The 7,259-nt window shown below is 70.6% G+C and carries 5 protein-coding genes; 2 read left to right on the top strand and 3 right to left on the bottom strand.

Annotated features, from left to right (window positions below):
* Positions 1 to 278: 278 nt before the first annotated feature.
* Positions 279 to 1,286: a stage II sporulation protein M gene (locus ACWGJ2_RS39785; RefSeq protein WP_453351295.1), complete on the bottom strand. Its 1,008-nt coding sequence runs from the start codon at positions 1,284 to 1,286 to the stop codon at positions 279 to 281.
* A gap of 133 nt (positions 1,287 to 1,419) precedes the next feature.
* Here ACWGJ2_RS39785 and ACWGJ2_RS39780 point away from each other — a divergent pair, with 133 nt between their 5' ends.
* Positions 1,420 to 2,421, top strand: a complete 1,002-nt coding sequence (locus ACWGJ2_RS39780) for an RDD family protein (RefSeq protein ID WP_453351294.1) — start codon at positions 1,420 to 1,422, stop codon at positions 2,419 to 2,421.
* A 54-nt stretch (positions 2,422 to 2,475) separates the two neighbouring features.
* Here the strand turns inward: ACWGJ2_RS39780 and ACWGJ2_RS39775 are convergent, their stop codons facing one another.
* Both ACWGJ2_RS39775 and ahcY read right to left on the bottom strand, forming a co-directional pair.
* Positions 2,476 to 3,090 carry a hypothetical protein gene (locus ACWGJ2_RS39775; RefSeq protein WP_453351293.1) on the bottom strand — a complete coding sequence of 205 codons (615 nt, stop codon included), beginning with the start codon at positions 3,088 to 3,090 and terminating at the stop codon, positions 2,476 to 2,478.
* A gap of 144 nt (positions 3,091 to 3,234) precedes the next feature.
* A complete protein-coding gene (gene ahcY / locus ACWGJ2_RS39770; protein WP_453351292.1) occupies positions 3,235 to 4,701 on the bottom strand; it encodes an adenosylhomocysteinase in 1,467 nt (488 codons plus the stop codon).
* A gap of 394 nt (positions 4,702 to 5,095) precedes the next feature.
* On the opposite strand from ahcY, the gene ACWGJ2_RS39765 reads away from it, so the two are divergent.
* Entirely contained in the window at positions 5,096 to 7,204 is a 2,109-nt protein-coding gene (locus ACWGJ2_RS39765) for a fructose-specific PTS transporter subunit EIIC (RefSeq protein ID WP_453351291.1), read from the top strand.
* The last annotated feature ends 55 nt before the right edge of the window (positions 7,205 to 7,259 follow it).

Here is a 7,259-nt window from a genome sequence, read left to right as displayed (position 1 = left end):
GGGCGCTTCCCTTTCGGTGTCTCCGACTCTATCAGATCCGTTTCCCGGCCGTTCCCGGCCGAAATCCGATTCCGACTTTCCCCTGTCGGCGGGGCCGCTTCCCTTTCGAATTCCCGAAGAATCGGGTCTCGTTTTTCCGAAGCGATGAAGAGACTAACCGTTGCTTGCGAGTTCGTCCAACTCGGGGCAACCGTTCGAATCTACTGCCCTGAAATCCCGCTGTCAACGGTTTTCCGGGGCGGCGAGAACAGTAACAGGTCCGCACGGGTGCATGCACATCAAGCTGCCGTAGGCACCTCGGCAGCGCGGTCCGCAGCACCCACATCGCCCGTCTCTCCCGCCTTGGCCGCCCGTCCTCCGAGCACGTACACGTAGGCGAGGAAGGCGAGTTCGGCGATGACGCCGATGGTGACGCGGGCCCACGTAGGAAGACCCGAAGGGGTCACGAAGCCCTCGATGACGCCGGAGACGAAGAGGACGGCGGCCAGGCCGATGGCCATGCCGATGGCGGCGCGGCCCTCCTCGGCCAGGGCGGTGCGGCGGCTCCGGGGGCCCGGGTCGATGACCGTCCAGCCGAGCCTCAGGCCCGTGCCCGCCGCCACGAAGACGGCCGTCAGCTCCAGGAGGCCGTGCGGGAGGAGCAGGCCGAGGAAGGTGTCCAGACGTCCCGCGGACTCCATCAGGCCGATGCCGATGCCGAGGTTCAGCAGGTTCTGGAACAGCACCCACAGCACCGGGATGCCGAGGAAGGCGCCGAAGGCGAGGCAGATGGCGGTGGCCTGGGCGTTGTTCGTCCAGACCTGGGCCGCGAAGGACGAGGCGGGGTGGCTGGAGTAGTACGACTCGTACTGGCCACCGGGGCGGGTCATCTCGCGCAGCTCGTCAGGGGCGCCGATCGACGCCTGGACTTCGGGGTGGGTGCCTATCCACCAGGCGATGAGCGCGGTTATGACGACCGAGAGGAGCGTCGTCGGCACCCACCAGTGGCGGCTGCGGTAGACGGCCGCGGGGAAGCCCGCGGCGAAGAAGCGCCCCGCGTCGCGCCAGGAGGCCGTACGAGGGCCCGTCACGGCGCTGCGGGCGCGCGCGACCAGAGCGGTGAGGCGGCCGGTGAGGGCCGGGTCGGGGGCGCTCGACTGGACCTGGGAGAGGTGGGTGGCGGTGCGCTGGTAGAGGGTGACCAGCTCGTCGGCCTCGGCGCCCGTCAGTCGGCGGCGCCGGTGCAGCAGTTCTTCCAGCCGGTCCCACTCCGCGCGGTGGGCGGAGACGAAGACTTCCAGGTCCATGGGGAGAGCTTGGCAGACAGCAGCGGGCTGGCGGCAGACTGTTCATGGTGCGCTTCAGCGCCAGGGGCACGGATCCATGGGGCGGGGCCATCAGACAGCGGGGCCGGGAAAGGCCATGAGGGAGGACGCGCCGGTGAGTGAACTTGTGACGGGGGACGCGGTCGTACTGGGGCTGCGCCCCGCTCGGCTGCCGTCCAGGGCGCTGGCCGTCTTTCTCGACCTGCTGCTGGCCTGGACCCTCTACGTGCTGCTGTCCCTCGTGCTGTTCGCCGCTACGGCCTCGCTCGACGCGGCTGCTGTGGCCGCCGTCCAGGTGGCGCTGTTTCTGCTGGTGCTGGTCGGAGTGCCGATAGCCGTGGAGACGCTGAGCCGGGGGCGTTCCGTGGGGAAGCTGGTGTGCGGGATGCGGGTGGTGCGCGAGGACGGAGGGCCGGTGCGGTTCCGGCACGCGTTGGTACGCGGTGCGATCGGGGTCGTCGAGATCCAGCTCTCCTTCGGGGTACTGGCCTGTGCCGCGTCGCTGGTGTCCGCGCGTGGCCGTCGGGTGGGCGACGTCTTCGCGGGGACCCTGGTCGTGCGGGAGCGCGTGCCCGCCGTGCAGGGGGCGCCGGTGCCGCCTCCGCCGCCGTGGCTTGCGGGCCGGTTCGGAGAACTGGATCTGTCGCGCGTGCCGGACGGGCTGTGGCTGGCCGTACGGCAGTACCTGATGCGGGCCGGGCAGCTCGATGAGGCGGTGAGCCTGTCGATGGCCCAGCGGCTCGCCTCGGACGTCGCCGCCTGGACCGGGGCTCCGGTGCCCGAGGGGGTGCCGCCGACCGCTTATCTGGCCGGTGTGGTCGCTGAGCGGCAGGCGCGGGAGTCGCAGCGCGCCTTCGGCGCGGGGGCCGCTGCCGCGTCTCCTGGCGCGGCGGGCGGCTACGCGACGCCGTCGGAGCCCGCCCCGGGTTCCGGTGCCGCGACGGGCTGGGTGACGGAGCCGGGGGACGGTGCGACGACGACCGGGACGACCGGTTCGCAGGCTGTGCCCGGGGACGCCTCCGCGGAGATCGCGGGCGGACAGGGGCAGGTGCCCGCGGAGCCTCCGCGGGCGCCGACGTCCGAGCGGCCGGGTACCGGGTTCGTGCCGCCGACCTGAGTGGCCGCGGCCGGCGCGTACGGGGCGTCCTGAGCAGGTGCGGGCGCTGAGGGCTCAGCCGAACGTCGAGGGCGGGGATTCGAGGTCTTCCAGCTCGATTCCCGGGGCCGCGAGGACGACGTCGCCGGCGAGGTGGACGTCGTGCGTCTCCCCCGTCTCCAGGTCGCTGACCTGGTAGTTCTCCACCGTCAGAGGGCCGTTGTCAGTGGCGTGTGCTTCAGTTCTCAGCAGCGCCCAGGACTGGTCGAGAGTGCGGGGAGCGAGGACGGGGGGTGTGAGGGCGACGAGGCGGACGCGGGTGGCCGGGGCTCCGGGGGCCGGTCGCAGCAGCCGTGAGGTCGCGATGAGAAACGCGGGGGACGCGCCCGTGAAGGAGTGCGCGGGGACGTTGCCCTCTTGAGCGAACTCGCCCGTGGGGTCGCTACGGACCCAGGTGACGCCGTCCAGCGCCGCACCGCGGACCTGCCAGCTGGCGGCGTGGAGTTCGAGCCTGATGGGGCGGCCGAGATCGTCGAGGGTGAGGTCGACGGAGCCCGCGTGGTCGCCGGAGGGGGTGGTGATCTGGGAGACGTAACGCCAGCCGGAGGGGCCGGTGGCGCAGTGGAAGTGTTCTTCTCCGAGGGGGGTGTGGTCGTGCGGATCATGGAGCGAATACCGGCCGCGGGGCATGGGGCGACTCTACGTGCGGGGGCGCGGTGGTAAGCCGAAGACCCCCCGCCACGGGGGCGGGGGGCCTTCTTCCGCGAGCTGTCGGCTCAACGCTCGCCGGTCACGGGGCCGTCAGGCCGCCGGGGCGGACGAGCGGGGTGCCGCTCAGTAGCGGTAGTGGTCCGGCTTGTACGGGCCCTCGACGGGGACACCGATGTAGTCGGCCTGGTCCTGGCGCAGCGTGGTCAGCTTGACCCCGAGTGCGTCCAGGTGGAGGCGGGCGACCTTCTCGTCGAGGTGCTTCGGGAGCACGTAGACGTCGGTCGGGTACGACTCCGGCTTCGTGAACAGCTCGATCTGGGCGATGGTCTGGTTCGCGAAGGAGTTGGACATCACGAACGACGGGTGCCCGGTGGCGTTGCCGAGGTTCAGCAGACGGCCCTCGGACAGGACGATGAGGGTCTTGCCGTCCTTGAAGGTCCAGGTGTGGACCTGCGGCTTGACCTCGTCCTTGACGATGCCGGGGATCTCGGCGAGACCGGCCATGTCGATCTCGTTGTCGAAGTGACCGATGTTCCCGACGATCGCCTGGTGCTTCATCTTGGCCATGTCCGAGGCCATGATGATGTCCTTGTTGCCCGTGGTGGTGACGAAGATGTCGGCGGTCTCGACGACATCGTCCAGCGTCACGACCTGGTAGCCGTCCATGGCCGCCTGGAGGGCGCAGATCGGGTCGATCTCCGTGATCAGGACGCGGGCGCCCTGGCCGCGGAGGGACTCGGCGCAGCCCTTGCCGACGTCGCCGTAGCCGAAGACGACCGCGACCTTGCCGCCGATCAGGACGTCGGTGGCGCGGTTGATGCCGTCGATCAGCGAGTGGCGGCAGCCGTACTTGTTGTCGAACTTCGACTTGGTGACGGAGTCGTTGACGTTGATCGCCGGGAAGAGGAGGGAGCCCGCCTGCTGCATCTCGTACAGCCGGTGGACGCCGGTCGTGGTCTCCTCGGTGACGCCGCGGATCTCGGACGCGAGCTGCGTCCACTTCTGCGGGCTCTCGCTGAGGGTGCGGTTGAGGAGCTGGAGGATGACGCGGTGCTCGTCGTTCTCGGCCGTGTCGACCGAGGGCGCCGCACCCGCCTTCTCGTACTCCACGCCCTTGTGGACGAGGAGGGTGGCGTCACCGCCGTCGTCCAGGATCATGTTCGGGCCGCCGGTGGGGGTGTTCGGCCAGGTCAGAGCCTGCTCCGTGCACCACCAGTACTCCTCCAGGGTCTCGCCCTTCCAGGCGAAGACCGGGACGCCCTGCGGGCTGTCCGGGGTGCCGTTCGGACCGACGGCCACCGCGGCGGCGGCGTGGTCCTGGGTGGAGAAGATGTTGCAGGAGGCCCAGCGGACCTCCGCACCGAGGGCGACGAGGGTCTCGATCAGCACGGCCGTCTGCACGGTCATGTGGAGCGAGCCGGTGACGCGGGCGCCGGTGAGGGGCTTGGCGGCCGCGTACTCCTCACGGATCGCCATCAGGCCGGGCATCTCGTGCTCGGCGAGCTTGATTTCCTTGCGTCCGAAGGCTGCCAGAGAGAGGTCCGCGACCTTGAAGTCCTGGCCGTTGGAGGTCGTGGAGGTCGTCGTCATGCGAGCTGCTCTCCTCGAGGGGTTGTGGCTTCTGGTCCGTGCTGCGGCGCATGGGCACTCGTATGCGAAGCGATGCGCGAGTGGCAAATACCGCCGCCCTCGCGCACCCGCATGGACATACGTGTCCCCGGGTCGCAGCCCAGTCCGTCGGAGGCCCTCTCTCCCTCGGTGGCCCGTCGTGCGGGCCAGCCGACCGCCATCAGCAGCGACGTCTGTGCTCTACGAATCTACACCGCCCGTCCAGTCGAGCGGATTGCTTAGGGTGTGGGCAAGGGTGACACTGGGTCGGTTTTCGGCCGCCCGAGAGGCCGACTGGGGAGGTCCGGTTCGCGCCAATCCCCGTATGTCCCCCACATCCCCCCCACGCAAAGCTGGACAAGCAAGGAGAAACGACGTGACCAGTTCTGCCGACCCCCGCGACGAGGCGGGGAAGGCGGCCGAGTCGGGGCTGAAACTGCTCGCCGTGACCGCGTGCCCCACGGGCATCGCCCATACGTACATGGCCGCCGAGAAGCTGACGCAGGCCGCGGAGGCGCGCGGCATCGGCATGAAGGTGGAGACCCAGGGGTCCATCGGGGCCGAGAACGTCTTGACCGACAACGATGTCAACCAGGCGGACGGGATCATCATCGCCGCCGACAAGGATGTCGACCGCAGCCGTTTCACCGGCAAGAGGGTGCTGGCCGTCGGGGTGTCCGAGGGGATCAGCGATCCGGACGGGCTGATCGACAGGGTGCGGGAGGCGCCCGTACACAGGGGCGAGGCGGACGGCGACGGTCCGGGCTCCGGGGCCGGATCCGGGTCCACCGGTGCCGGGGCCGGGGCCGGAGGGGGCGGCGGGGGCAAGGAGCGCAGCGCCGTGTACAAGGCGCTGATGAACGGGGTCTCGTACATGATCCCGTTCGTCGTGGTCGGCGGGCTGCTGATCGCGGTGTCGCTCGCGCTAGGCGGTACGCCGCAGGCCGACGGCGGCCTCGTCATCCCCGACGGCTCCTTCTGGAAGCACGTCAACGACATCGGCACCATCGGCTTCACGCTCATGGTGCCGGTCCTGTCCGGCTACATCGCCTACGCACTCGGGGACCGGCCCGCGCTCGTGCCCGGCATGATCGGCGGCTGGATCGCGAACACCGGTGAGCTGTACGACTCCAAGTCCGGCGCGGGCTTCATCGGCGCCATCGTGACCGGTTTCCTGGCGGGCTACCTGGTCCAGTGGATCAAGAAGGTCCGGGTACCGAAGTTCGTCCAGCCGATCATGCCGATCATCGTGATCCCGATCCTGTCGACGACGGTGCTCGGGCTGTTCTTCATCTACGTCATCGGGCGGCCCATCTCCTGGCTCTTCGAGAACCTCACCGAGTGGCTGGGTGGCATGACCGGGGCCAGTGCGGCGGGGCTCGGCATCATCCTCGGGCTGATGATCGCCTTCGACATGGGCGGGCCCGTCAACAAGACCGCGTTCCTCTTCGGCACCGGCCTCGTCTCCAAGAACCCCGAGGTCATGGGCATGTGCGCCGCGGCCATCCCCGTACCGCCGCTCGGTCAGGGGCTGGCCACGCTCATCCGGCGGCGGTTCTTCAGCGAGCAGGAGCGGGAGACGGGCTACGCGGCGCTGTTCATGGGCTTCTTCGGCATCACGGAGGGCGCGATCCCGTTCGCCGCTGCCCGCCCGGCGCGGGTGATCCCCGCGAACATGCTGGGCGGCGCCGTCGCCGGTGCCGTCGCCGGGCTCGCGGCGGTCAAGGACAACGTGCCGCACGGCGGGCCGATCGTGGCCGTGCTGGGCGCGGTCGACGGGGTGGCGATGTTCTTCGTCGCCGTGGTGATCGGTACGGCCGTGACGGGGCTGGCGACCGTCGCGCTGCTGTCGCTGGGCAAGGGCGCGGGCGCGAAGGCCCCCGCCCCCGCCTCCGCCCCCGCCTCGGCTGCCGCTCCCGCGAAGGCCGAGCCCGCGCTCGTGGGTGCGGGTACCGGTACCGGTACCCGCACGGGGTCCGGCGCCGCCCCGTCTCCGTCGGAGTCCGTCGGCGCCCCGGACGGGGAGCCCGAGGTGCTCTCCGGCTACCTCACCGGGCAGACCGTCAAGGAGCGGCTGAGCGCGGACGGGAAGGAGGCGGCCATCCGGGAGATGGCGGAGCTCCTCGCCGGTACCGGCAAGGTGACCGACACCGACGAGCTGGTACGCGTCGCGCTCGCCCGCGAGGAGCAGGGCACCACGGGGCTCGGTGAGGAGATCGCGATCCCGCACGCCAAGACGGACGCGGTGTCCGCGCCGGTCGTGGGCTTCGCGCGGGCGCCCGAGGGCATCGAGTGGGGCGCGCTGGACGGTACGAGGGCCAAGCTGGTCTTCATGATCTCCGTGCCCGAGGCGGCGGCGGGCGACGAGCATCTGCGCATCCTCGCGCTGCTGTCCAGGAAGCTGATGGACCCCGGCTTCCGGCAGCGGCTCCAGGACGCCGAGGGCAGGGCCGCGATCCTGGAGATCCTCGCCGAGATCCGGTGACCCGACGCGACGCCGCAACGCGCGAGGGGGCCCGCCGTCCGGTCGGACGGCGGGC

The organism is Streptomyces sp. NPDC054796, from assembly GCF_053611545.1.
The sequence above is the reverse complement of the archived record's forward strand: the minus strand, read 5'-3'. Positions and strand labels throughout refer to the sequence as shown.

What these genes read in the sequence shown, in the direction of transcription:
- ACWGJ2_RS39785 (WP_453351295.1), bottom strand. Translation starts at nt 1,286, where the DNA reads ATGGACCTGGAAGTCTTCGTCTCCGCCCACCGCGCGGAGTGGGACCGG.
- ACWGJ2_RS39775 (WP_453351293.1), bottom strand. Translation starts at nt 3,090, where the DNA reads ATGCCCCGCGGCCGGTATTCGCTCCATGATCCGCACGACCACACCCCC.
- ahcY (WP_453351292.1), bottom strand. Translation starts at nt 4,701, where the DNA reads ATGACGACGACCTCCACGACCTCCAACGGCCAGGACTTCAAGGTCGCG.